The organism is Bacterioplanoides sp., assembly GCF_965219715.1.
Lineage (GTDB): Bacteria > Pseudomonadota > Gammaproteobacteria > Pseudomonadales > Oceanobacteraceae > Bacterioplanoides.
The window spans coordinates 2987409-3010511 of the sequence record NZ_OZ244785.1 but is presented as its reverse complement, the minus strand read 5'-3'; the positions used below and the strand labels follow the sequence as shown (position 1 = coordinate 3010511).

General features: G+C 49.9%; 20 protein-coding genes. 7 read left to right on the top strand and 13 right to left on the bottom strand.

Features of this window, described 5'->3' with window-relative positions; genetic code table 11:
- Window positions 1-26: 26 nt before the first annotated feature.
- The 3 genes from ACOQOZ_RS14180 to ACOQOZ_RS14170 form a co-directional block, all read right to left on the bottom strand.
- Window positions 27-974 (bottom strand): exopolyphosphatase, encoded by a 948-nt coding sequence (locus tag ACOQOZ_RS14180; protein WP_420588805.1) that lies wholly within the window; start codon window positions 972-974, stop codon window positions 27-29.
- A gap of 104 nt (window positions 975-1078) precedes the next feature.
- Entirely contained in the window at window positions 1079-1948 is an 870-nt protein-coding gene (locus ACOQOZ_RS14175) for a crotonase/enoyl-CoA hydratase family protein (protein WP_420588804.1), read from the bottom strand.
- Between the two features lie 94 nt (window positions 1949-2042).
- Window positions 2043-2771: a spondin domain-containing protein gene (locus ACOQOZ_RS14170; protein WP_420588803.1), complete on the bottom strand. Its 729-nt coding sequence runs from the start codon at window positions 2769-2771 to the stop codon at window positions 2043-2045.
- A 127-nt stretch (window positions 2772-2898) separates the two neighbouring features.
- Between ACOQOZ_RS14170 and ACOQOZ_RS14165 the strand changes: the two genes are divergently transcribed.
- A complete protein-coding gene (locus ACOQOZ_RS14165; RefSeq protein WP_420588802.1) occupies window positions 2899-3837 on the top strand; it encodes a LysR family transcriptional regulator in 939 nt (312 codons plus the stop codon).
- On the opposite strand, the gene ACOQOZ_RS14160 is transcribed toward ACOQOZ_RS14165, so the two are convergent.
- Complete coding sequence (locus tag ACOQOZ_RS14160; RefSeq protein WP_420588801.1) at window positions 3834-5126, bottom strand: hypothetical protein; 1293 nt, start codon at window positions 5124-5126, stop codon at window positions 3834-3836. The genes ACOQOZ_RS14165 and ACOQOZ_RS14160 overlap by 4 nt on opposite strands.
- Window positions 5127-5258: 132 nt before the next feature.
- Window positions 5259-6188, bottom strand: a complete 930-nt coding sequence (locus ACOQOZ_RS14155; RefSeq protein ID WP_420588800.1) for a histone deacetylase — start codon at window positions 6186-6188, stop codon at window positions 5259-5261.
- A gap of 188 nt (window positions 6189-6376) precedes the next feature.
- Here ACOQOZ_RS14155 and ACOQOZ_RS14150 point away from each other — a divergent pair, with 188 nt between their 5' ends.
- The gene (locus ACOQOZ_RS14150; protein WP_420588799.1) at window positions 6377-6664 is read left to right on the top strand and encodes a hypothetical protein; all 288 of its coding nucleotides are present in this window, start codon (window positions 6377-6379) and stop codon (window positions 6662-6664) included.
- 87 nt (window positions 6665-6751) lie between these two features.
- Here ACOQOZ_RS14150 and argH read toward each other — a convergent pair whose 3' ends face one another.
- Window positions 6752-8149 carry an argininosuccinate lyase gene (gene argH, locus ACOQOZ_RS14145; protein WP_420588798.1) on the bottom strand — a complete coding sequence of 466 codons (1398 nt, stop codon included), beginning with the start codon at window positions 8147-8149 and terminating at the stop codon, window positions 6752-6754.
- Window positions 8150-8336: 187 nt separating this feature from the next.
- On the opposite strand from argH, the gene ACOQOZ_RS14140 reads away from it, so the two are divergent.
- The 3 genes from ACOQOZ_RS14140 to ACOQOZ_RS14130 all read left to right on the top strand — a co-directional run bounded on the left by ACOQOZ_RS14140 (window position 8337) and on the right by ACOQOZ_RS14130 (window position 12040).
- Window positions 8337-9419, top strand: a complete 1083-nt coding sequence (locus ACOQOZ_RS14140) for a sensor histidine kinase (RefSeq protein WP_420588797.1) — start codon at window positions 8337-8339, stop codon at window positions 9417-9419.
- Complete coding sequence (locus ACOQOZ_RS14135; protein WP_420588796.1) at window positions 9419-10150, top strand: LytR/AlgR family response regulator transcription factor; 732 nt, start codon at window positions 9419-9421, stop codon at window positions 10148-10150. The genes ACOQOZ_RS14140 and ACOQOZ_RS14135 overlap by 1 nt, the downstream gene beginning before the upstream one ends.
- Window positions 10151-10306: 156 nt before the next feature.
- Window positions 10307-12040: a peptidase inhibitor family I36 protein gene (locus ACOQOZ_RS14130; RefSeq protein WP_420588795.1), complete on the top strand. Its 1734-nt coding sequence runs from the start codon at window positions 10307-10309 to the stop codon at window positions 12038-12040.
- Between the two features lie 113 nt (window positions 12041-12153).
- Here ACOQOZ_RS14130 and ACOQOZ_RS14125 read toward each other — a convergent pair whose 3' ends face one another.
- From ACOQOZ_RS14125 to ACOQOZ_RS14095, 7 genes are all read right to left on the bottom strand, one after another.
- Complete coding sequence (locus tag ACOQOZ_RS14125) at window positions 12154-13551, bottom strand: nucleobase:cation symporter-2 family protein (protein WP_420588794.1); 1398 nt, start codon at window positions 13549-13551, stop codon at window positions 12154-12156.
- 297 nt (window positions 13552-13848) lie between these two features.
- Window positions 13849-15498, bottom strand: a complete 1650-nt coding sequence (locus tag ACOQOZ_RS14120; protein ID WP_420588793.1) for a choice-of-anchor I family protein — start codon at window positions 15496-15498, stop codon at window positions 13849-13851.
- A 227-nt stretch (window positions 15499-15725) separates the two neighbouring features.
- Window positions 15726-16448, bottom strand: a complete 723-nt coding sequence (locus ACOQOZ_RS14115; protein WP_420588792.1) for a YebC/PmpR family DNA-binding transcriptional regulator — start codon at window positions 16446-16448, stop codon at window positions 15726-15728.
- 86 nt (window positions 16449-16534) lie between these two features.
- Window positions 16535-16849 carry a type II toxin-antitoxin system RelE/ParE family toxin gene (locus ACOQOZ_RS14110; protein WP_420588791.1) on the bottom strand — a complete coding sequence of 105 codons (315 nt, stop codon included), beginning with the start codon at window positions 16847-16849 and terminating at the stop codon, window positions 16535-16537.
- Window positions 16827-17096, bottom strand: a complete 270-nt coding sequence (locus ACOQOZ_RS14105) for a type II toxin-antitoxin system ParD family antitoxin (RefSeq protein WP_420588790.1) — start codon at window positions 17094-17096, stop codon at window positions 16827-16829. The genes ACOQOZ_RS14110 and ACOQOZ_RS14105 overlap by 23 nt, the downstream gene beginning before the upstream one ends.
- Window positions 17097-17165: 69 nt before the next feature.
- The gene (locus tag ACOQOZ_RS14100) at window positions 17166-19910 is read right to left on the bottom strand and encodes an AAA family ATPase (RefSeq protein WP_420588789.1); all 2745 of its coding nucleotides are present in this window, start codon (window positions 19908-19910) and stop codon (window positions 17166-17168) included.
- 45 nt (window positions 19911-19955) lie between these two features.
- On the bottom strand, window positions 19956-20516 hold the full coding sequence (locus ACOQOZ_RS14095) for a gamma carbonic anhydrase family protein (protein ID WP_420588788.1): 561 nt from the start codon (window positions 20514-20516) through the stop codon (window positions 19956-19958).
- Between the two features lie 121 nt (window positions 20517-20637).
- On the opposite strand from ACOQOZ_RS14095, the gene prlC reads away from it, so the two are divergent.
- The gene (prlC, locus tag ACOQOZ_RS14090) at window positions 20638-22704 is read left to right on the top strand and encodes an oligopeptidase A (RefSeq protein ID WP_420588787.1); all 2067 of its coding nucleotides are present in this window, start codon (window positions 20638-20640) and stop codon (window positions 22702-22704) included.
- On the top strand, window positions 22704-22994 hold the full coding sequence (locus ACOQOZ_RS14085) for a YheV family putative zinc ribbon protein (RefSeq protein WP_420588786.1): 291 nt from the start codon (window positions 22704-22706) through the stop codon (window positions 22992-22994). The genes prlC and ACOQOZ_RS14085 overlap by 1 nt, the downstream gene beginning before the upstream one ends.
- Window positions 22995-23103 lie beyond the last annotated feature (109 nt).

Below are 23103 nucleotides of genomic sequence, written 5' to 3'. Positions count from 1 at the left end.
AGGCTAAGGTCTAGCTCTTAGCTCCTTTAGCCATCAGCATTAATCCGCTGAATCAACTCCCCTAAAACGCTCTCAGCTTTATCGTTATCCACCTGGCAGGTACCGGCATTACGATGGCCACCACCTTCATGCTCTAAGCACAATTCGCCAATATGCGTTTGGTGCGAGCGGTTAATAATCGAGCCGCCGATAGCAAATACCGTGTTTTGCTTTTTCAGCCCCCATAGCACGTGGATGGAAATATTGGTTTCCGGGAACAGGGCGTAAATCATAAAGCGGTTGCCGGCGAAAATCGGATCTTCCTCGCGCAGATCCAGCACTACCAGATTGTTATGCACCGTAGTGCAGCGACGTAACTGATCTTCGAATTTGTCTTTGTGATCAAAGAACAGCTCTACCCGCTCTTTCACGTCAGGTAATTCAAGAATCTGCTCGATGGTGTGGTCACGACAGTAGTCGATTAGCTGCATCATCAGCTGATAGTTACTAATACGAAACTCGCGGAAGCGGCCCAGACCTGTGCGGGAGTCCATCAGGAAGTTGAGTAACACCCAACCTTCCGGGTTCAGAATCTCTTCTTTGGAGAACTGCGCCGAGTCAGACTTATCCACAGCTTCCATCATGTCGTCAGAGATTTTTGGAAAGCGTTCTTTACCGCCGTAATAGTCGTACACCACACGGGCTGCTGAAGGCGCTTTGTCATCGATAATATGGTTATCGTAGCTCTGATCGCCACGGCGTTTTAACTCGGAAGCGTGGTGGTCGAAGCTGAGATGGCAACCTTCGACATAAGGCAGGTTGGTGGTGATATCCCGGCTGGTGATATCAATTTTGCCGTCTTGCATATCTTTGGGATGAACGAACAGGATGTCGTCGATCATACCCAGTTCTTTAAATAAAACGGCGCAAACCAGGCCGTCGAAGTCGCTGCGGGTTACCAGTCGGAATTGCTGCTCAGCCACGTGTCTCTCCATAATCCCTGCTAAAAATGAAACACTGCACAGCTATGTCTGGCGGGCAGCGTTGAATATTTTTAGCTTAGACGAGATTCAGCGACTGGCAGCTTACGCCACCTGACTTATTGCTCGAACAGGCCTTTGTGAGGGAACAGATCATCATACGATGCCGGTTGTTTGGTTGCTTTGGCCTGGAAGCTCTTCATCAGATCAACCGGACGGAACATGCCCGCTTGCCAGGTCGCCATATATTTCAGGCTGTCTTCAACACTGTGATCGCGGCTGTAGTTCAGCATTTCCTTGCAGCCGGTAACGGCCAACGGTGAATTCTGAGCGATTTGTTTGGCGATAGTCATAACGCCGTCCAGCATGGCTTCCTGACTATCGAACACCTGGTTAACGAAACCTAACTGTAAGGCTTCAGCGGCCTGGAACTTACGACCAGTGTAAGCCAGTTCGCGCACGATACCGGCTGGAATCAGTTTCGGCATACGCTGCAATGTGCCGACGTCTGCCGTCATACCAATTTCAGTTTCTTTGATATTGAAGTAACTGTCGGCGGTGCAGTAACGCATATCGGAAGCACATACCAGGTCCAGTGCGCCACCGATGCAGCCGCCCTGCACTGCGGTCAGAACCGGCAGGCGTACCTTTTCCAGAGAGCTCAGGCTGTCCTGTAACTGGAGAACAACCCGGCGCAGATTTTCAGCCATTCGACCCGGGTCGCCAGACATAGGCACGGCTTTGGAATCGGAAAATACGCCCAGATCCATTCCGGCGGAGAAGTGTTTACCAGTCGAGGAAATAACAATGACCCGGGCGTCCGAGTTAGTCTCGATATCACGGATCGCCTGTGGCAGCTCAAGCCAGAAGGCTTTGTTCATAGAGTTCAGTTCCGCCGGTCGGCAGAACTGCAGGTGGGCAATCTGATCGCTGACTTCGATAGCAAAGCAGCTGTAATTAAAGCTGGAGTTGTCGGACGGTTGGGCCATGATCTCTGATTCCTTGTTTATGCACTTATCGTTATGTTTACAGTGTCAATATAGGGAGATCATGGCGCCAGGTCAAAGCGACAAATGTTTCTGTTTATTGCCGCTTCAGAATCATCTGACCAACAAAAGCCCCGCTGGTACGGTGAACGCCGTTGTTAAAATCAGTTTCGTTAGCCTGTGTGGTAACCAGATGGATATTGCGGTCACCGCCCTCTTGATTCGCTGCGGTAAAGGTTTGGCCTTCATCGGTATCGGAATCATAAAGGCGCAGATCCACGGTGACTTCATCCAGCCATTCGCCACTCGGGTACAGGTTGACGTCACGAATACCGACAAACCAGTCCGGACTTGGTGCGATCATGCTGACAGCTGATACCAGTGGGAATTGAGTACTGAGCTTAATCGTCTGGGTTTGTGTACCCGGTGAATTAGTTGCGCCACTGCGAGCGAAAATAGAATCAATATGACCATCAGCCTGCTTGGCGGCAGTCAGCTCAGAGATAAAGGTCGCTGTTGAACCGGTTTCTGCTACCACCTCCAGACCTGCGGTTGTTTTTGCTCCGCCCTGATTTGCCGGACGCCAGATAACCACCTGGCTGTTATGAGTAGCTCCCACCAATGGAGAAAAGTGAGGGTTTCCCGGGAAGTTAGTTGGGAAATCGGTCTGATTCCAGGTTTGTTTAAAAGTCAGTGTGTAGCTAACGGTGCCGCTACCCGGATCAACCTTAGGCGCCGAGCTTTTATTGCTGTCACTGCCACAAGCCACCAGTGTTAAGGCGAAGGCGGATATAGCGAGAGTCTTGCGTACTTTATATTCCATCATGATGTCCCCTGAGCTGCATTTATGCGCATGTTGTCGTTGTGTGTGTTTTGAACAATGACGGGACACAAAGTTCCATCGTTATCCTCAATTGGCCGCATTGCTGATAACCTATTGATCAAATGAATTTATGGTTCAGCTGACAATGCAGGAAATTAATTTATCCCGAGTCGATCTCAATCTGTTTGTGGTGTTCGATGCAATCTATCGGGAAGGCAATCTGACCAGTGCTGCGCAGCAACTGCATCTGTCTCAGCCGGCAGTAAGTCATGCACTTGCGCGTCTGCGGGAGCGTTTTGATGACCCTCTGTTTGAGCGCGCAGGCAAAGGCATGGCGCCAACACCGTTGGCAAAAGCGATCGTGCAGCGGGTGCGATCGGCGCTACAGGATCTTGAGTCGACATTGGGTGAAGGTCTGGCGTTTGAGCCCGCGGAAGCCAGTCGGGTATTTACCCTGGCAGCCCGTGATGTGATGGAATTTACCGCCCTGCCGCCATTAATGGTTCACCTGCAGAAAACCGCACCCAACATTCAGCTGCGCAGTTTGCGGGTGCCGCGCCGGGATATGATCAATCAGCTCAGTCGTGGTCAGATCGACTTTGCTGCGGACGTGTTATTGCCGGTTAACAGTGATATTGAGCATCAGCCACTGGGCTGTGAACATCTTGCCGTTGCAATGCGGTGTGACCATAAGCTGGTGGGCCAGAAGCTCACTATGGAGCACTATGCGAAAGCGCGCCATATTCTGGTTTCCAGCCGTAATGAAGGGCCTGGTGTTGAAGACTTTGCACTGAGCCGGTTGGGTCTGAACCGCGAAATCAGCTTACGCTGTCAGAATTATTATGCGGCGCTGCAAGTGGCTAAAGAAACCGACTTACTGGTGACTTTGCCGTTGAGTTACGCCCGCCAGATGGAGCAGGCTGGTGGTATCCGTATAACTCCGTTGCCGCTAGAGACGCCAGCGGTGGAGGTTCATCTTTACTGGCATCGCAAGGCCAATCGTGACCCTGCGCTGATGTGGTTAAAGCAACAAATGCTGGAGTGTTTACCGAGAGTGATGAGTGATTAAGGTATTTGCAATGGAATAACCACGTTGAGCGATGTATTTGCCGTGGCGTCAATTGTGTTTGAATCACTCCCTAACTGCCCTGATATTGTCATTGTTCCGGTTATCAGGCTTTTACCAATGTTCATATTTATTTTAGATATATTTTGAGTGGTGTCAGAGTAGATCTGTTCGCGGATTGTATCCGAGTTAAGTTCGCTATCACCTTCGTCATAACGGAATAGTATTAGGTCGTTTACCGCCTGGTTTGATCCTCCAATACCAAGCTCAAAGCGCACTTTGCTATCCGCTCTGACAGTTAGCAGGGACGTTCTGCCACGAAAAACAGAGCTGTTTTTGCATTGAGCTAAGCTGTCCGTTAAAAGCGTTTGAGAGATGCAGTAAACATTTTCGTTGTTGTGATTCACCGTCCCATTTTCTGCGCTTAGTGACATGCTTCCTATAGGGCCAGTGTCCGCTGATATCTTTACTGCCTTTGTGAACTGATCGTAATACTCGACGCGCTCGACTATAGAGTTCTCGCCGCTGCCATCAATTGGAATGCCTACCATACGGGTATTGCTTTCAATTTTGAGTGGAGCTTTAAGCGTGACGTTGAATAAATTTAAATCTATTTGATCATTGAGGTTGGTTTTGTTCAGGTCAACAAAGCTATTAAGCAAATGACCACTTGAGTCACGTGCGGCTGTGCATTGAGAGTGTTGTATCTGACCATTTTGTTCCCTGATCACAAACACCATTCGCGTTTGTGACTGCTCGATTTCTTGCTCCCGGCTGTTTGTCGATTTTCTGGTTTGGTTATGTACCAGCAACCAGGTTCCGGTTAAATCAGTGTCAGCGGCAGTAACTTCCTGGCCCTGACGTATCGTGTAAGTGTCGCTGTTCAGAGATGTGCTGAGGTATTCAGTCAGGCTATAAGGTTGAGGCGGTTGGTAATCTGCCTGAGCGTATATACAGTTGCCGTCTATACCGTCGTTATTAACAGGTTTTCCGCCGCCGGTATTGCCGTCACCACCACCGGTATTGCCGTCCCCGCCACCGTTATTGCCGTCCCCGCCACCGTTATTGCCGTCACCGCCACCGTTATTGCCGTCACTGCCACCGTTATTGCCGTCACCGCCACCAGTATTGCCGTCCCCACCACCGGTATTACCATCACCACCATCGTTGCTTGTCGGTGGAGTTTCTTCTGGTTGTGCTGCTGACTTTGTGGAAGAGCCATTACCTGAACAAGCTGTCAGAGCCATAACGGAGGGAATTAATACAGTGAGAGCAAGGCGAGAGAGTTGCACGGTTTTAACCTTTGTTATTGTTTGATCGGTCAACGGCTTAACACAGTAAAACGGCACAAGTGTACTGTAAATGACCGGCTTAAGTCTTTGCTTAACCCTTGCACTCAGGTGCGAGAAAGTCAGCCTGTAGTCTTAATCCAGGTACTGATGAAACAGATGTGCAGCCGATTCGACAATAATCGCATGGCGTTTGGCCAGGCGGTTGTGGTCTTTGTCGTAGCCGCCGCCAATTACAGTGGCAACCGGGATATGGCGTTGCAGGCAGGTACTCAGTACCAGCTCGTCACGTTGTTGCACGCCTTCCCAGCTGATATCCAGATGACCTAACTCATCATCAATCCACACATCTGCACCGGCGTCGTACAGCACGATATCCGGCTGTTGTTCGTCGAGTAACTGCTTCAGGGTGTTTTCAACAATATTAAGGTAGTCATTATCTCCGAGATGTTTATCCAAACCGATGTCGAGATCGCTGGCGGATTTACGGAATGGAAAGTTCTTCTCGCAATGAATGGAGCAGGTAAAAGCGCGTGATTCGTTTTTCAGGATTGCGGCAGTACCGTCGCCCTGATGCACATCCAGATCAAAGATTAAGACTTTGTTAACCTCGCCTGTTTTTAATAGGGATAAGGCAGCAAATGCCAGATCATTCAACAGGCAAAAGCCGGAGCCAAAGTCGCGATGTGCATGGTGAGTACCGCCAGCCAGATGGCTGGCCATGCCATATCGCAATGCCAGCTGCGCAGTTAACAATGTGCCATTGGGTGCCGTGAAAGTACGATCAACCAACCCCTGACTCCAGGGCAAACCAATCCGCCGCCAGGCTTTTTTATTGACCGGGTCAGTGTCGTCATTCTGCTCGTTGATCATCTGCAGATAATCCATATCGTGAGCAATACTCATCACTGCTTTGCTGACTGATTCGGGCTGGAACAGATTGCTGCCGCCGATTAATCCTTGCTGATCGCAATATGCGTGCAGGCGGCGGAACTTAGACATCACAAAGCGATGGTTTTCCGGAAACGGGCAGGAATAATTCGGATGATAAACCAGTGGTAACACGTCGGTTCTCTGTAGGGTGTTAAAGCCGTTATTGTGCGGCGCATGGCCGGAAATTGCATCTGCTCAGGCAAGCTTGTCGGTCTTAGACTAAAGGCCAGTGTGACTGGTCCATAGGCTGTGGTCTGCTATCAGTTGAACAAAAATAACACAGCAGGTGCGACGGCATCTGCTCAGACGGGAGCAGGTTGATGGCGAAGAAGAGTAAAAAGACAGAGAAGAAAGTGGTAACCGAAGCGCCGGTTGAAGATAAAAACCCGGCGATATCACGCTTTGAGAAGGTGTTTTACCGCTTTTTTGCCTGGTTCCCGATTCTGGTTTTACCTGCCATGGTGTGGGATATGATGGCTGCTGGTGATTACGTCATGGGCGGCATTATCGGTTTTATCCACGCGGTTCTGGTGTTCCGCTTTGTGACGGTGGTGAATGTTGCCGGATGGTTTAAGCGCAAAGATGCAGTGTTAAAAACCGGTAGTTAATTTCTGGTTCTGACACCGGAATCAGCTCAAAAAAAGCCCGTTACAGATCGCTCTGCAACGGGCTTTTGTGTTTTAGAGCGCCGGTACTTAACGCTGCGCCAGTGCTTCTTTGGCACGAGCAGAAGCTGCACGCACCTGATTCGGTGCAGTACCACCAATATGGTCACGAGCAGCAACCGAACCTTCCAACGTTAATACGTCGAATACGTCGGCGGTGATTTCGTCCGAGAACTGTTGCAGTTCTTCCAGCGTCATATCACTCAGGTCTTTACCAGTTTCGATGCCGTAAGCCACGGCTTTACCAACAATCTCGTGAGCATCACGGAATGGAATGCCTTTGCGCACTACGTAGTCTGCAAGGTCGGTGGCGGTGGAGAAACCACGCTTGGCGGCTTCGTACATAAATTCTTTTTTCGGCTGCAGGTGCGGCGCCATATCAGCAAAAGCACGCAGGGAGTCACGCAAAGTATCGACAGTATCGAACAGCGGCTCTTTGTCTTCCTGGTTGTCTTTGTTGTACGCCAGCGGCTGCGACTTCATCAGCGTCAGCAGAGAAATCATGTGGCCATACACACGACCGGTTTTACCACGAACCAGTTCAGGTACGTCCGGGTTTTTCTTCTGCGGCATGATGGATGAGCCGGTGCAGAAGCGATCTGGCAGATCGATAAACTGGAACTGAGCCGAAGCCCACAAAACCAGCTCCTCCGAGAAGCGTGACATGTGCATCATGATCAGCGACGCCGCGCTGGTGAACTCAATGGCGAAGTCACGGTCGGATACCGAATCCAGGCTGTTCTCAGTTGGACGATCAAAGCCCAGCAGCTCAGCGGTGTAGAAACGATCAATCGGGTAAGTGGTACCGGCCAGAGCAGCAGCGCCTAATGGCAGGATATTGATACGCTTACGGCAGTCCATCAGTCGGGCGTAATCGCGCTCCAGCATTTCGTTCCAGGCCAGCAGGTGATGACCGAAGGTCACTGGCTGTGCGGTTTGCAGGTGAGTGAAGCCCGGCATAATGGTGTCGGCTTGTTTTTCGGCCAGCTCAACCAGACCTTGCTGCAGGCGAGTCAGCTCAGCGGCAATCACGTCGATTTCGTCACGCATATACAGACGAATATCGGTGGCTACCTGGTCGTTACGGGAACGGCCGGTGTGCAGCTTCTTGCCGGTGATGCCGATTTTGGCAGTCAGCGCCGCTTCGATGTTCATATGAACGTCTTCCAGCTCAACAGACCAGTTGAAGTTGCCGCTTTCGATTTCCTGGCGAACTTCTTCCAGGCCTCGCAGGATATCGTCACGCTCCTGCTCGCTCAGTACGCCTACTTTGCACAGCATTTTTGCGTGTGCCACTGAGCCCTGAATGTCCTGAGCGTACATACGCTGATCGAAGTTTACCGAAGCGGTGTAACGCGCAACAAAGGCGTCTGTTGGTTCGGAAAAACGGCCACCCCAAGATGAGTTGGTTTGGTTCTGATCAGTCATATCACACCTCTAATTGTTCGACGGGCACCTGCTCGTTTGGCAGGCGGACAGCGTTATGGCGGCGGATTATAACCAACCACTACGCATTCTGTCCCTGTTTCACCACCATTTGGTGACAGATACCTTGCGGTAATTGCTGACACATCGGAGACTAAGCCGTTATTCCAACCAGAAATCAGGGATCTCCGTGGCTTTCAGCAATAACGATAAAAAAGCCGAACACGAAAAACAGCAGGACTTGTTAGAAGCGTTTTTTCTGCCCGACCTGTGTAACACCCGGGCGGTGATGTTCCTGCTGATTCTCAGTGAAGCGCTGGTATTGGCGTTAACCCTGATCGAAACCGGATTGCCGCGTTTCTCCTGGCAGCGTTTTGCCATTGTTTCTTTATTTGTGCAGTGGGTGGCGTTGCTGTCGGTGGCGGCTTTGTGTCAGCTGCGGGTGCTGATGTCACGATTGCATGTGGTCAGTGCTTCAGCGTTGGCGATGTTGATTACGCAGGCGGTCACCGTACTGGTCAGCCTGATTGGTGAATATGTCTGGCCGATGGATACTCCGGGAATTGATTGGCCCTGGGTGCTGCGCAATCAGGTGATAGCCGCTATTTTTTCCATGATGGCGTTACGGTATTTCTATGTACAAAGTCAGTGGCGTCTGAAAACCCAGGCGGAGCTGAAATCCCGCCTGGCTGCGCTGCAGGCCAATATCCGTCCTCATTTCTTTTTTAATACTCTCAACACCGTTGCTTCTCTGATTGTGATTGATCCGGACAAAGCTGAACGTATGCTGGTGGATCTGGCGCAGTTGTTCCGTGCGGTATTAAAGGCTGACGACAAGCTGGTACCCATTGCCCAGGAGATTGAGCTGGGACGGCGATATCTGGATATCGAGCAGGTACGTTTGGGCGAGCGTATGACGGTTAACTTCGAACTGCCGCATGAATTACCGGAATTACAGGTTCCACAGCTGTTGCTGCAACCTTTACTGGAAAACGCCGTCTACCATGGTATTCAGCCGGTGATTAAGGGCGGCTCAATCACGATCACTCTGACTCAGAAAAATGGTGGTTGGCTGCTGGAAATCCTTAATTCCAAGGACCCTTCGGTCGCTACCAATCACGGTAACCATATGGCTCAGGCGAATATCCGTGCCCGCCTTGAAGCCATCAGCGACGAGTCGCAGTTGGCTGAGCTGCGAATCGAAGATTTAGGCCAGCAATATTTAGCCCAGCTGTATTTGCCGCAGGTACAGCCGGATGTGGGGGATAACTAATGGGATATCGCGTACTGCTGGTGGATGATGAGCCACTGGCGCGGGAACGACTGAAGCGATTATTACTCGAACACAGCGATTTTGAATGGGTGGCAGAAGCCGGTGATGGCGAGGCTGCCTTATCCTGGCTGCGTCAGCATAAATGCGATCTGGTGCTGCTGGATATTCAGATGCCGGGCAAAACCGGATTGCAGGTCGCGGAAGAATTACAGAGTTTTGATCATGTACCTCTGGTGGTGTTCTGCACTGCTTACGATGAACATGCGCTGCAGGCATTCCGGGTTAAAGCCATCGACTATCTGATGAAGCCAATCGCCAAGGACGATCTGAGCCGGGCACTGCAACGTGCCGTGCAATGGCTGGATCAGCAGCCGGAAGAACAGGAAGACAGCAATGGTTGCCGCACCCATATCAGTGCGCGCACCCATGCGGGTATACAGCTGATTCCATTAGCGGATGTGTTTTATTTCTACGCTGACCAGAAATACGTCAACGTTCACCATGCCCAGGGCGAAACCCTGATTGATGATTCGCTGAAACAGCTGGAAGAAGAGTTTGGTGATCAGTTCCTGCGGGTGCATCGCAGTGCTCTGGTATCACGCCAACGACTGGATCGACTGGAAACGCTGGAGGAAGGTGGGCACACCTTGTTTCTGAAGGGGCTGGAAGAAGGCATCGCAGTTAGCCGCCGCCATTTGCCGTCGGTCCGGCGGGCAATGAAATCGCTGTAAAACACGACTGATTAAATCGCGCCATATATTTGTACGTTCGTCTCGAATTGGCGCAGGCAGGGTTATATTAGCTGGTTATGATATGAACTCGTTTCATTCCTTAGAATGATGTTTATATCAATAAAATAATAACAATAACCCTGTCTGAGGTTCCTTATGAATCCACGTCTTAAATCACTTCTGTCCCTGGCGGTACTCGCGGGGGCCAGCAGCTTTGCCGCTGCAGAAGATAAAGTTTGTTTCTATGAACACCCGGAATACACCGGCGCCGAATGGTGCTATTCGCCGGGTAACGTTGGCTGGATTGGTTCTTCCCGCAACGACAAAATCTCTTCCATCAAAACCTATGGTAATGCCTACGCCGAGATCTTTGAGCACGGCAGTTATGGCGGTAAGCGCACCAACATCATGGGTAACACGTACAAGATGGATGACCTGAACGATGGCATCAGCTCGTTTAAGGTGAAGCTGCGCGCTAATAACGATTTTGTGTGTCTGTTTGAGCACCCGGGCTTCCGCGGTACGCCACACTGTCTGACGGCCGGTCAGTCGGAAGATGATATGAACCATGTGGCTCAGGGTCGTAACAACGCCTCATCGATCACAGTGTCTGGCAACGCAGCAGCCACCATTTATGAATACCCGGGTTTCCGCACGGATAAAAAATACACCACACTGAACCGCTCCAGTTCGAATCTGGATAAACGCCCGGGTAGCTGGGTTGAAGACAATATCGACTCATTTAAGGTGATCAGTCAGGCACCAAGCTCAACCGAAGCGGCAATCGATATTAACGAATCGTTAGCGGCAAAAGCACCAATTCGTCAGGCCAGCATTCTGGCATCGCATAATGCCTTTAACAGCACGGCGTATTTTGGTGGTCAGGCGATTCCTGGGCCAAACCACCGTCGTGCGTTGATTGAGCAGCTCCAGTTGGGTGTGCGTTTCTTCGAACTGGATGTGCGTGGCGGTGGCGATAAAACCAAAGTGTGTCACTCAGTGGATTGTAATTTCTCCAGCTTCACCACCAGTTTGCGTCGCATGCTGGGTGAAGTGGATACCTGGCTAAAAGGTGCCGACGATAACGACGCGGTGTTCTTCTTCCTTCAGGATGATATGGACGGCAATAGCGACGGTTATCGCCAGCTGCAGAAAGACGTCGCCTGGATGGGTGACATCGTCTACAGCGCTGGCAGCTGTCAGAACCTGCCGAAGCCTTTTAAGCTGGACGATATGATTGCCCAGGGCAAACGTGTGTTCTTCTATAAAAGTGGTGGCAGCAACGGCTGTAGCCTGGCGGCAAGTGTTCATGTGAACTTCGAAACCAATATTGGCGTGGCGGGCATTAACATCCATCAGAACCACTTCAATGAAGATCGTCTGCTGCGTTCCCAGGAGTGTCATAACAACTTCTGTAATGACGTGATCAGTGGCCCGGATGCCAAAATTGGTCTGGAAAACGGCGTTAACGGTTTTGGTCTGGATATGCTCGAAGAGTCATCGATTGATAACCAGGGCGCACCGCTGAATGCACAGCTGTGGGCGATTGGTCCGGAAGATACTTACAGTGCTTACGCCAATGGCCGTACCGTACGTTTTACCGTTTCCGGTGATCGTTATATGAAGCTGGCCTGGAACAGCCAGAAGCAGTTTGCTTGTCGTTTAACCAATGGCGACTGGGCGGTAACGACGGCCACCGGTAACGTCTGGGATGGTGGTAGTAAGTGTTCTGCTGAGTTCCCGGGTTCCCGTTACGACGTGCCACTGAGTGCTTATGAAGCTAAGAAGTTACGCGCTAAGCTGACTTCCGGTTCGGATATCCATGTGAACTTCGGTACTTCCAATGGTCGCTGGGTACCGGGTCGCTGGGGTGCGCTGGCTGAGCGTTAATTTGGCCAATCGGTAGCTGAGTTCGCTCTTTAACAGGGTCGTTCTTTAATTGGAGCAGCCCAGACAAAAAAGCCGCGTCAGTAATGACGCGGCTTTTTTGTTGTGCGGTGACATCAGGCGGTTGTTTCACTGCCGGTAACGGCCGACGGTTCAGCACTATTGCTTTCAGCTTCAGCCACACTGCTCTGCGGCAGCAAGGTGTTAAGAATAATCGCGCTCAGGCCACTGACGGTCACTGCCGAACCAAACAGGTTCTGCACCAGTTTGGGCATTTCCTGGAGCAGGTTCGGAACCATCGCAACCCCGAGGCCAAGACCAAAAGATACTGCCATAATCAGCATGGTACGGCGATCCAGCTCCAGCGTTGCCAGAATACGGATACCCGCAGCGGCGATGGTGCCAAACATCACCAGAGTTGCACCACCAAGCACAGGTTTTGGCAGCTGCTGGAAGATACCTCCAATCATCGGGAACAAGCCGAGCACAATCAGGATGCCGGCAACCCAGAAGGCGACATAACGACTGGCGATACCGGTCAGTTGAATCACCCCGTTGTTCTGACTGAAAGTGGTGTTCGGGAAGGTATTAAATACCGCAGCAATCATAGAGTTAACACCGTCGGCCAGAACACCGCCACGAATACGCTGACGGTAGGCGTCGTCATTAATCGACTGACGCGAGATCATCGAGGTAGCCGTCAGGTCACCTGATGATTCAATCGCGGTGATCAGGTAAATCAGGGCAACCGGGATAAAGGCTTCGATATCGAATGAGAAGCCATATTTAAACGGCATTGGCAGTGCAAACCAATCCATGTCCGCCAGTTTGCTGAAGTCGACCTTGCCCATAAAGAAGGCCGCAATAAAGCCAGCGACCAAGCCAAAGAAAATGGCGCCGGAGCGCAGGAAGGGATTGCTGCTCTGATTCATGATGATGATCAGCAGCAACACTGAGCCACCCAGCGCCAGGTTTTCCAGGCTGCCGAAGTCAGGTGCTTTAAAGCCTCCGGCGAGATCCGTCATCCCCACTTTAATCAGGTAAAAACCAATGGTGGTGATGACAATGCCGGTGACCAGCGGGTTAATAAAGGTTTTCAGTTTATGCAGAAACTGGCTGAGGAAAATTTCGATAAAGGCACCAAAGAAACACACACCAAAAATCAGTGACAGTATTTCTTCCGGGCCACCTCCCTTGCCCTTGGCGATAAACCCGGCAGCCAGAACAGCGCCGAGAAACGCAAAGCTGGTGCCCTGAATCGCCACCAGACCCGAGCCAACCGGACCAAAGCGGCGTGCCTGAATAAAGGTACCAACACCGGATACAATCAGCGCCATGCTGATCAGATACGGGATCTCTGCCCCTAATCCCAACACTCCACCAATGATCAGCGTTGGGGTAATAATACCAACGAAGCTGGCAAGCATATGTTGCAGCGCTGCCAGGAAGGCAGCCGGAGCGGGTGGCTTATCGTTTAAGCCGTATAGCAGTTCGGAAGGCGCAGAATCCGACATAAGTATTCTCCAGAGTATTTTGATTTATTGTCTGCGCTGTTATTAGCAATTAGCTGACCAACTGGTTATAATAGTAATGAATAAGTAGTAAGCCATTGATAAATATGGATAAAAGATAGGGTTATAAGCTTTTAGGCGGGAACGCGCTGGGCCGCAGAGGTTGTTACCATCCACCCCGAATCAGGGCAAATTACTGACTAAATGGTTACTTTTGGTGCACAAAAAAGCCGGGGCGGGTATTCCGCTCCGGCTTTGGTTGGTGTTGAAATCTTGCTTACGGCTTCCGTAATCCGAGGATTAACGGATTTCGTACACCGAGGTGGTACCACTGACTTCGTTACCAACAACCAGCAACGGCTTACCACTTGGGCTATCGCCAGCTGAGATAAACAACATGCCTTCCGGCGCCAGATCACCGGCAGCCGCAGCGTTGTTTTCGTCCGCTTCTACGGCGAAGTTACGATCGCTGAAGTATTGAACAAACTCAGGCAGTGCCGGATCGGTGATGTTGTACACCATGATGCCACCCTGACGTTCTAAACCGATGTAAGCAAAGGTCTGATCGCCCAGAGTCGCCAATGCCAGGCCTTCCGGTTCCGGGCCTTTGTTGTCACTGCGGTTATCGATTTTGTTTTTATCGTTACTGGCGTTGAAGTTATCCGGAGCCACTTCTTTTACTTTCTGTTCGAACTGGTCGCCGGAATCGAATACCAGCTGGATGTTGCTGTTCCAGATTGAGAAAGAGCGGGCGCCGTAAGCATAAACTTTATCGAAGTCGCCATCGTTGTCGCTGTCGCCGATGTTATTGGCAACGGTCAGGTCTCCAAGACCGTCCTTGTCACCCAGCTTGGTGCGCATGGCTGAACTGAAAGCCGCTGCGTCCAAGTTCAGGTCTTTCAGATCTGCTTCGTCTTTAAAACCATCGTAGTCACGGCCATCGCCTTCGTTAGCGGTGACGATGTAGGTTTTGCCGTCGTTGGCCATAAAGCTGGCGATTGAATCTGGCTGATACATGCCCCAGATCGGTAACAGTTCGATGTTGGCGGCTTTATCGTTTTTATTGGCGTCGAGGCCATTGCCCGCTTTGCTGTGATCTTTGTAGCCCAGTGGCAGAACCGATGTCACTTCTGCGTCTGCGATATTAACCACGGCAATGGCGTTGTTTTCCTGCAGAGCAACATAAGCCGTTTTGTTATCGCGATCGACGGTGATGTATTCCGGCTCCAGATCCTGGGCCACGCTGGTACCCGCCGGGCCGCCAATACGAACGCCCTTCTCGATCAGGCTTTGTTTATCCTGGTTGAACTCAGAGAAACCGGCGGTACGTACCGTCATATCAGAGACTTTGATGATGGAGACAGAACCTTCCGGGTCGTTGTCGTACGCATCGTTCGGCTCACCTTCGTTGGCACTTAATACGTACTCACCGTTTGGTGTAAAGGTCACCATATCCGGTAATGCGCCGGTTGCTGCAGCGCCAATAAATGCCATGCTATCGCTGTTATAGAAGTAAACCTGGCCGTTGCCCTGCTTGTTGTCGTTTTCAACCGCAACTGCCAGCTTGCCATTTTTTACCGCGACGCTGTTGGCTCCGCCTGCGGTAAAGCCATTTACGCTGGCTGCTTTAACATCGATGGTGGTCAGTTTTTGTGGGTTAGCCGGGTCTTTCAGATCGAGAACGTCGATGGTGGCATCACCGGAATTCACCACAAACAACTTATCCGTGCTGGCGTCGAAGGAAACAATCTCAGCACCGCCATCGTCGTAAATCCCCGACTGATACTGACCAATCTTAGTAATAGCGCCGGTCGCTTTTGCCGTTACCGGTGCTGCCGGCGCGCTCTGAGCACCGTCTTTATTGTCGTTTTTGCTGCTGTTGTTATCGTCACTGCCACAGGCACTTAACAAAGCGCCACTGATGGCCAGAGCCAGTAGTTTTTTACCCATGTCGAAACTCCGCTGATCCGATTGCTTAAAATTGGTTGCAGAGGTTCGCAGTGGAAAATGACAAAAAAATTACTGTTATATTGCGCTATGTAACAATTCGATGGATTGGCGAAATTGCACCAGCTGGTGGCAGGCGTTGACCTTTTACGGCGGTTAAATGCCGAACGAAAAAAGCCGTCAGCACAGTGTGCTGACGGCTTTTATAAACTGATGCGTGGAATCAGTGCTTAGCTGGTGTAACTACCGTTGTGGTAGATTTCCTGCACATCTTCCAGCTCGTTCATCAGGTTGATAAAACGCTCGAAGGCTTCAACGTTATCCGCTGTGATTTCGTGCTCAGCGTGTGGCAGGTAAGTGATTTCCTGCATTTCGAAATCGATGTTTTCATCCATTTCGGTCAGTGCGGTTTTGGTTTTGAAGAATTCAGTTGGCGGAACCTGAACAGAGATCATGCCCTCTTCACATTCGATTTCGCCCACATCGACGTCGGCCATCATCAGGGCTTCCAGTGCCGCTTCTTCGTCTTCACCCGGGAATACAAACATTGCACAGTGTTCGAAGCTGTGGCTTACCGAGCCCTGGGTGCCCAGCTTGGCTTTACACTTGGAGAAAACACCACGGATTTCACCAAAGGTACGGTTCGGGTTATCGGTTAATGCGCTGATCAGCACCATCGCGCCGCCAGGAGCCAGACCTTCATACAGCGCAGGCTGGAAATCTTCACCGGCGCCACCTTCTGCTTTAGCGATGGCTTTTTCGATAACGTGAGTCGGAACCTGGTCTTTCTTAGCACGGTCGATCAGGGAGCGCAGTGACAGGTTGCCAGATGGGTCAGAACCACCGGCTTTGGCTGTCATGTAAATTTCACGGCCGTATTTGGAGTAGACCTTGGTTTTTGCCGCGGCCGTTTTAGCCATCGACTCTTTACGGTTTTGATACGCTCTGCCCATGGGAAATCGTCTGTCCGTTTTGTTCTTTAAAGATAGGGTTCAAAAATCAGCGCTGATTGTAGCGCGACTGCGGGCTGGCTGCGAGTTCAGTTCTCTTGCTCGCTCAGATACGTTACTAAATCCGTACTTTGGTGCATGACCCGGACCAAGGTAACGCTGAATTTATCCGTTTGGCAGATCAGAACATGACGATTACAAAAAGCCATTCTTACGGATGGATTAAATTCGGATCTTAGTGGAAAAGTCAGAGGCTGTGACGCTACGCGATTGAGAGTATTCAGAAGCTCATCAATATATTCATCAGCTTTCTGCCCGCCCCAGTGCCGAGCGGTATAAAGCCAAATATCGAGAAGATCCCGCTCTGCTATGGGGAGCTTATTAATAGTCAGAGGTGTGTTCATGTCGCGCGGCCTCCTGCCGTGCTTTACGTTTAATCTCTTCCATGTTCAACGGAGTTGCCGGGCCACTGTTAAGCCCTTCATCGATTGCTGCCTGAATCTCGGCAATCTGTGACGAACGCTGCTGGTCACGACGAATCAGATCGCGGATGTATTCACTGTCATTAGTGAAGTCTCCGGCAGAGATACGGGATTTAACCCAATCGCTTTGTTGACTGGTTAGCGTAATGGTTTTACGGACGGTGCTCATACATCACCTGTGAGGATAATCATACTATTGGTGCAGTATGGCATATGACTGATCCACTAGGAACCGTACTTATTCGTTCAGAATCTCTTCGCCATAGGTTGCTTGCAAAGCTTTCAGCGCTTTCAATGCGGTTGAAGACATTCCTGATTTAACTTCTGTCTTGTTTGCCCGAGTTAGTAACCCAAGTTGCAATTTATTGTTATGTTCGTATTTATCAAAGAACTTTTCCAGTGAAGACCCTTCACTATTGGTATTTAAATGAATGACATATAGAAGTGCTTCGCATACCACCGTTGCTAGGTTATTTTCTGTTCTATTGCTCAATTGGCTCCTGTCGGTAGCTTCTAACCCAACTTCGAAGTAGTAATAGATTGCGTTGAACTCATTTCCTGTTTCCTGGTTGATTTGGGCCCAGTGCCTCGCCACTTCTTTGGTGTAATAGGTTCTGATTAGTGGCTCAATAATCACTTTGCGGTCATTCAAGGGACAAAGTAACGTTGCTCGAAACATCACATACAGCAGGTGAGAATATTGACCATCCCGATAGAGGTCGTTTAATGAGCATGCGATTACCTCGTGTGCCTTTCGTATGTGATTTGCTGTGAAATCTTCTATTTCATCGGGCCTCAATAACGACTTGGGTAAAACTGCGGGTTGATTGATCAATGAACCAAGAATTTTGTTGAAGAACTCTTTGTATCTGATCGATTTAGTATTCCCTTTGTATTTAATTGCTGCGGCAACTATCGGCAATAATGGCTGGGAAGACTGCCAGTGGTTCTTTTTTAGCCCCTCCAAAAGCTCATCTATGTAATCTGCTTTTAAGTCGAGCGTAGAATCACCTATTAACCCAGCAAATGCAGTTTGGCTGCCTTCTGCAATCTGGTTGAGGCAGGAAATAAATTTTTGGTCACTTGGATAACCCAGAATGCTGCCGCTATTCGCGATCATCGTGTATTTGTTCTGGTTTGCAGCTTTTGTGATTCTTATTCGTTGAATTGACATCGTTTCATACATATCTCGATGGCCATCAGCCAGGTAATAAGCGATTGTTTGTTGGTAGTGGTCGCCGGGATATTCCGACTCTTCGTTCTCTTTTTGACGACGCTTGACTCTATCTCTTTCGATAGTCCCTTCTTCTTTTTTACCGATAAAGAATGGGTCTTCAGGAGTGCCTGATTTGGGTAGATCCTCCTTATACTTCCCCAATACTCCAAGAATCTCGCCATCATGGATGGCTGTTCCATAAAGTAATAGGTCAATTAAATTGACCTCTCCTTCGAGGTTTTGCCAACGCTCAGAAACATATCTGAATACCAACTTTAGTTGGCGAGGGTTGGCTAAGCAGTTTGTCAGTGCATCGAGAAGCTGTTCATTGGTTCCTTTCGAATGAAGGCTTGCGTACAGCTCGTTCACCTCTCTTTCTAATTCGAAATAACGCAGTACATTTGAAGCAGATTCGGGAACGAAGTCTTTTTCCAGCCAAGGGATCACAACAGGTCTTTTTTCTCTTTCAGTATTCAGTGAATAATCGAGACAGAATTTCAGAAACTGCCCGATTACCAAGGGAGATAGGTTGTTCGCAAGCACTTCTGTGTAATCTGCGATACGTGCGACAGCAGGCAGTGGTAATTTTTCTCTTGAACCAGTAAAGATAAACCGAATCGATTCGAATTGAGATACTTGATCCAGTACAGAGGCAACGGAGTTTACTAAAGCCACGACGGCTGGTGACCTATCAATATTTTCAATGACTAACAGAAGCTTCAGGTCTTGAGCTTCTAATAACGTATCAATTCTTTTGAGAACTGTGTGTGGATTATGTTTTGGCAGAAATGGAGTGATCAGTTTGATCCAGGACGAAACCCCGTAAGCAACCTCTAGATAATCATCAGGAACAGAGTGTAGGCTAACGGCTTCCACTCTTTTGCCTATATCGGACACCACTTGCTCGAGGAGTAACTTGATCAACTGCTGCGGATCGTCACCATGCGCCCAGCAGTCAAAATATGAAGTTATCCATTTGTCAGGCTCTTGTTGGCGAACTTTTTTCTCAACTAATTTGATCAGTGTTGTTTTGCCGGTGCCAAATTCACCGAATAAAATCTGGCCGCGCTGTCCAGGCTTTATCTCCTTTGTTACTTGCCTCTGATTTTTAGTCTCGGCTTTAGAGGACGCCACAATGCGTGCTGTCATTCGGTCGACGTAGGGTTGTCGGTTGTAGAAATCAAGTTTCGATGATGGGAGGTCGTCAGTGATCCATTTTTCGAAATCTTTTTCATCACAGCTGTTGAGATTAAGTGTCTCCACCTCCGGAGTTTCGTTACCCGAAGCTTTATCTGAGTTCATGATCACTGTGATTGTATAGCTGCCAATCAAAGTGAATAACAAGAGTGTTGAAGATTGGTTCGGAATCAAAAAAACTTCGTTTGAGATTGCGAACCATAAAGCAACAACTGCGACTACCGCAGAGAAAAATAATGGTGGGTAACTCAGAGTTGCTGAAATGTTAAGAGGGTTGGTGGTATCCAGACCTTCGCGGCGAAGGCGAACCGAAAAAACGCTTTGGATTTGTTGTAATACCCATCCGTTAATCACTGCAAGTGATAGAAGTAGCCAGAGCGGCAAAGAAAGAAAAAAACTGTTGTAGTTGCGAACTAAAAGGTAAAAACAAAGTGCAGCAGTCAAACCGAGTAACAGTCTATCGAACCACCTGATGGCGTTGGTTCTGACCGATTTTGAGAAAGCTTTACCCGAGGTAAAAAAGTTGCGAATGGAAGCTAGTCGTTCTGAGATGCTGACTTTGCTGCTCATGGTGTCCCTTCGGTGAGTGCAAAATCAGCAGTTTATCAGCAAAGATTATTTATCAAACCCTTCATCCAGGTGTTTGTCTTTCAGGCGCACATAGTTACCGGCGCTGTAAGTGAAGAACTTACGCTCTTTCTCTGAAATCGGGCGGGCTTGTTTCGCCGGGTTACCTTTGTAGACGTAACCACTCTCCAGCACTTTGCCCGGAGTAACGACGGCACCGGCGGCAATGATTACTTCGTTTTCAACCACGGCGCCATCCATAATCATTGACTTCATACCGACTAAAACGCGGTCGCCAATGGTGCAGCCATGTAACATCGCCTGGTGGCCGATGGTCACGTCTTCGCCGATGATCAGTGGATAACCGCCGGGGTTAAAGTCGCTGGCGTGGGTGATATGTAATACCGAACCGTCCTGCACGCTGGTGCGGGCACCAATGCGGATATGATGCATATCGCCGCGAATCACGGTTAACGGCCAGACCGAGACGTCGTCGCCCATTTCAACATCACCAATGACCACGGCGCTGCGGTCAACAAATACCCGCTCGCCCAGTTTGGGTTCCTTGCCCTGGTATTTTCGGACGGAGCTTTCGTTAATATCAGCCATGGTGTTCTCTCTTTGTATTCGGGTTGGCAATGTCGTTATGCTTGAATTACTCGCTATTTGACCCAATCTGAATAACAAATGCTATTCACCTTTTTATCTAAGCACCCGGATACCCTTTGATATGACCAACCCGCTGTTAGAAGAACACCTGCTGCCGCCATTTTCGTCCATCAAAGCCGACCAGGTGGTTCCGGCGATTGAGCAACGGTTAAATCAGAACCGTGAGCGAATTAACCAGTTACTGGCCGAGCTGAAAGGCACTACACCAAGCTGGGATTCGCTGGTGGCGCCGATTGAGCAGTGGGATGACGAGTTATCCAAAGCCTGGTCACCGGTGGGCCATTTAAACGGTGTGTTAAACACTGACGAACTGCGTGATGCCTACAATGCGTGTCTGCCGTTGTTGAGCCAATACAGCACAGAGATGGGTCAAAACCGCGATCTGTTTGATGCCTATCAGGCACTGCGTAACAGCGATGAGTTCGGTACCTTATCCACAGCACAGCAAACCACCATTGAGCACGCATTACGTGACTTCCGTTTAAGTGGTGTGGACCTGGAAGGTGATAAAAAAGCCCGTTATGGCGAAATAAAGCAGCGCCTGTCAGAGCTAACCAGCAAGTTTGGCGAAAATGTGCTGGATGCTACCCAGGCCTGGAGCAAAGAAATTGATGATCCGGCATTACTGGCTGGTTTACCGGAAAGTGCCGTTGGTCTGTTAGCACAGCTGGCCGGTGAAGAAGGTAAATATAAGGTCACGCTGGATTTCCCATCTTATCTGCCGATCATGACTTACGCCGACAGCCGTGAGTTACGCCAGGAGGTGTATACCGCGTTTGTTACCCGCGCTTCCGAGCAGGGCCCAAATGCTGGTGAGTTTGATAACAGCACCAATATGGAAGAGATTCTGGCACTGCGTTACGAGCTGGCACAGTTGCTGGGTTTTGATAACTACGCCGAATATTCTGTCGCGACCAAGATGGCGGGTAACGCTGAGGAAGTGATCGACTTCCTTAATGATCTGGCCGCTAAAGCGCGCCCGCAGGCACTGCGTGAATTTGAAGAGCTGGAGCAGTTTGCCCGCGATGAGTATCAGGTGATCAAACTCGAGCCATGGGATGTCACCTACTACGCCGAGAAATTGCGTCAGAGCCGTTACTCTATTTCTCAGGAAGATATCCGCCCTTACCTGCCGATTGATACCGTTGTTAAAGGTATGTTCGAAACGGTTGCCCGTTTGTACGGCATTGAGTTTGAAGAGCAGACTGGATTCGACACCTATCACCCGGATGTACGTTTCTTCCACGTTTTAAAAGACGGCAAGCAAATCGCCGCCTTCTATCTCGACCTGTACGCCCGTGAGAAAAAACGTGGCGGTGCCTGGATGGATGACTGTCGCATCCGTCGTCAGACCGTTGATGGCGTGCAGCTGCCGGTGGCTTATCTGGTGTGTAACTTCAGCCCGGCGGTAGGCGATACGCCTGCGCTACTGACTCACGATGAGCTGACCACCCTGTTCCACGAGTTTGGTCACGGCTTGCACCATATGCTGACCCAGATTGATGTTGGTGCCGTTAGTGGTATCAATGGTGTGGCCTGGGATGCCGTCGAGCTGCCAAGTCAGTTCCTGGAGAACTGGTGTTACGAGCCGGAAGCGCTGGCGTTTATTTCCGGTCGTTTTGAAGCGGATGACAATCACCAGCAAGGCGAACCCTTACCGCAGGAATTGCTGGATAAACTGCTGGCGGCGAAGAACTTCCAGAGCGCGATGATGATGATGCGCCAGCTGGAATTTGCCTTGTTCGATTTCCGTATGCACCGCGAATACAGCCGCGAAAATCCAATTACACCGGATCAGATTCTGTCTCAGGTACGGGATCAGGTTACCGTTGTTCCAGTGGTTGAATTTAATCGCTTCCAGCACAGCTTCAGTCATATTTTTGCCGGTGGTTATGCGGCGGGTTATTACTCCTATAAGTGGGCTGAAGTGCTTAGCGCGGATGCTTTCTCGAAGTTTGAAGAGGATGGCATCTTTAACCGCGATACCGGCCTGAGCTTCCTCAATGAAATCCTCAGTCAGGGTGGCAGCCGCGAAGCCTCTGAGTTGTTTGAAAACTTCCGTGGCCGCCAGCCATCGGTGGAGCCGTTATTGCGTCACTCCGGTATTGAGTTGGAGGAAATCGCCTGATGGAATACCAACCAAAGAAAAAGCCAAGACGTTTTATCGCTGGAGCGGTTTGCCCGAAGTGCTCCGAAATGGACCGCACCGTGATCTACAGTAACGATGACGGTGAGGAAGTACGCGAATGTATCAGCTGTGGCTTTATACAAACGTCATCTGAGCAAGCCGCTGAAGATCAGGCCCGTCAGGAACAGGCTGAAGGTCTGGCGACACGGGTTACTCCAGTCGGCAAGGCGGTATTAGACGATGATGAAAAGCCACTGAAAATCATAGGGTTAAATGAATCTAATAAGTAATTATTAGACTTTTCGGGGTTGTTGTTAATTACATAATTAAACTTGTGTTCAAACTAATAACCCAGTAATCTGCTCAACAATGCTACGGCGCTGTTGACTCAGTCTGAAG